Here is a 2,315-nt window from a genome sequence, read left to right on the forward strand (position 1 = left end):
ATGAAACACCTGCTTATCACGAGCATGATCGCGCTCGGCGTCGGCTGCGGCGCCGCAATGGCCCAGACCGAGTCCGCACAGCCGGGCGGCGGCGACAATTGCGCGGCCGGCACGGCCGATTGCCAGAAGGGCGGCAAGGCCGGCGGGCAGGCTCAGGGCGAGATGAAATCGAAGACCGAAATGAACGCCCAGGGCAAGGCCGGCGCCAACACCGAAGAACAGGCCCAGGGCAAGGCCAAGATGAAGACCGATGAGCAGGCCCAGGGTCAGGCCGGCGCCAATACCGATCAGAACGCCCAGGACAACACACAGCTGAAGAAGAAGAAGCAGCAGGCGCAGGGCAAGACCGGCGCCACCGAGCAGAATGCTCAGGGCAACACCAAGATGCAGACTGAGCAGAACGCCCAGGGCAAGACCGGTACGACCACCGAACAGAATGCCCAGAACAAGACCAAGATCCAGACTGACCAGCAGGCTCAGGGTAAGACCGGCACGACCACTGAGCAGAACGCCCAGGGCAATACCAAGATGCAGACCGAGCAGAACGCCCAGGGCAACACCAACGTCGAGACCGACCAGAACAAGACGGCGTCGATCAACAACGTGACGGTGGAGCAGAAGACGCAGATCACTCAGGTTATTCATGAGACCCATGTCGAGCCGGTCCGCGACGTCAGCTTCGACATCTCGGTCGGCGTCGAGGTGCCGCGCCACAAGGTGCGTCTGCACCGCCTGCCGGCCCGTATCGTCAAGATCGTGCCCGCCTACGAGGCCTACGAATATTTCGTGCTGGCCGACGGGCGGATCGTCATCGTTGACCCGGATACCTACAAGATCGTTGTGATCCTGAGCTGACCAGGTCAGCATAGCGGATAAAGGCCCGCCTAGGTGCGGGCCTTTTTTCGTCCATAGACATGCGAACACGCTCGGCATCCGACTGCACATGCGTTGCGGTCCATCAGAGGTGCGTTGAATCCCACCGCCGAGGGAACGATCCGGCGCAATTCCCAGTTGTCACACGGAAGTCCTGCGTCCGTCGTCCCTATCGGGACCGGACGAAAGGGCGATGGACCAGCCGGCAAGTCGTTCAAGCTTGCGGTCCACCCGGAAAAGGTGCATGGGTCAAGATGGGTAGAGATATGGGCGAGATCGCCGATGGCCGAATGTGGTCGCGGCGCTCGGTTGGGCAAATGTATTTTCCGCAGTTTCTTGTGGGAATGGTGGCGACGCTTCTGGTCATCCTCGGCTGGACCTTCATGTCCACGGGATCCGTCTGGGCGGCGATCGGCTGGACGTTCCTGGCGGCCGTGGTTCTGCAGGCCGGCTATTTCGTGGCCGTGCTCTGGCTCGTGCACGGCGAAACCCGCGTGACCGACGAAGGCAAGGCGGACGCAAACTCGGCGCCCGCGAAGATACCCGGTCCGTTCGAGCGCGACGGCATCATCCACGCTCTCATCTTGCGGCTGTTCCCGACACTGCTTCCCTAATCATTTCGCGGTCGACCGCGGGCTGATCGTCTTTTTTCCTTATCGAGAGGCAGCCGCGCTGCAACGGCCTGGTACGCCGCATTCTCTGCTCAAATGCAGGAGCCGAGCTGCGCCATCCATTTGCATCGTCGCCGGCGGGCCGCCTCTCAACGAAGTCACCGCGGCGCAATCAAAACGCCGGCTTGCAGTCTTGCTTGATCGGAGCCGCGCCCGCCTGAATCCGTGCTCGGCTCCCAGCTAGCGTGCGGTGGCCGGTGAGGCCGAGCGCACCGTCTCCGGCGACGAGAAGACGACGAAGCCAAAGACCAGCACCGCAGCGGCAACGATCAGCGAGCCTATCGCCACGACCGGTTCGATCTCTGGATGGCCTGCCGCCAGCATCCAGTAGAGCGCGGGCAGCATGATGACGATGCCGACTGTGTAGAGGCCGTAATGGATCATGGCGACGCGGCGTTCCGCCTTGGCCGGGTTGAGCGCATAATAGCCGCCGAAGATGGCGCTGGTGACCCAGCCAAGAAGGTTGATGTGGGCATGCGCCGGGAAGGCGCCGTGATCGCCCGAAATCGCCATCTGCAGCCCGGCGGCGATGCCCAGGATGAGAAAGACGATGGCCGTCTTGAAGAAAAGCTCCGAAACCCGTGGCATTTTGTTGTCCTCCCAATGCCTCTAAACCCGACTCCACGAAGTCTACATCTTGCAAGCCATATTAGCCATGGCGCACTTAAGTCGGTGCCGCTTTCGGGCGAAAGCTGCGAGGCGGGCCGGCGGGTTCCGCCAAAAAAACGGCTCGCCTCTTTCGAGGCGGGCCAAAAGGGAGCCGGGCGTGGG

General features: G+C 62.3%; 3 protein-coding genes. 2 read left to right on the top strand and 1 reads right to left on the bottom strand.

All coding sequences use genetic code 11. The annotated features are described in order from the left end of the window. Both EOD07_RS31220 and EOD07_RS31225 read left to right on the top strand, forming a co-directional pair. Positions 1 to 855 (top strand): DUF1236 domain-containing protein (locus tag EOD07_RS31220; RefSeq protein ID WP_127238026.1); only part of this gene is annotated, 855 nt, incomplete at its 5' end. 272 nt (positions 856 to 1,127) lie between these two features. Further along, positions 1,128 to 1,487 (top strand): exopolysaccharide production repressor protein, encoded by a 360-nt coding sequence (locus EOD07_RS31225; protein ID WP_245470556.1) that lies wholly within the window; start codon positions 1,128 to 1,130, stop codon positions 1,485 to 1,487. 237 nt (positions 1,488 to 1,724) lie between these two features. On the opposite strand, the gene EOD07_RS31230 is transcribed toward EOD07_RS31225, so the two are convergent. Beyond that, entirely contained in the window at positions 1,725 to 2,132 is a 408-nt protein-coding gene (locus EOD07_RS31230) for a hypothetical protein (protein ID WP_040980512.1), read from the bottom strand. Between the last annotated feature and the right edge of the window lie 183 nt (positions 2,133 to 2,315).

Source organism: Mesorhizobium sp. M2C.T.Ca.TU.002.02.1.1 (assembly GCF_003997225.1).

Bases quoted from the DNA above. Each gene is read 5' to 3' on its own strand.
- EOD07_RS31225 (WP_245470556.1), top strand. From the start codon at position 1,128: ATGGGTAGAGATATGGGCGAGATCGCCGATGGCCGAATGTGGTCGCGG.
- EOD07_RS31230 (WP_040980512.1), bottom strand. From the start codon at position 2,132: ATGCCACGGGTTTCGGAGCTTTTCTTCAAGACGGCCATCGTCTTTCTC.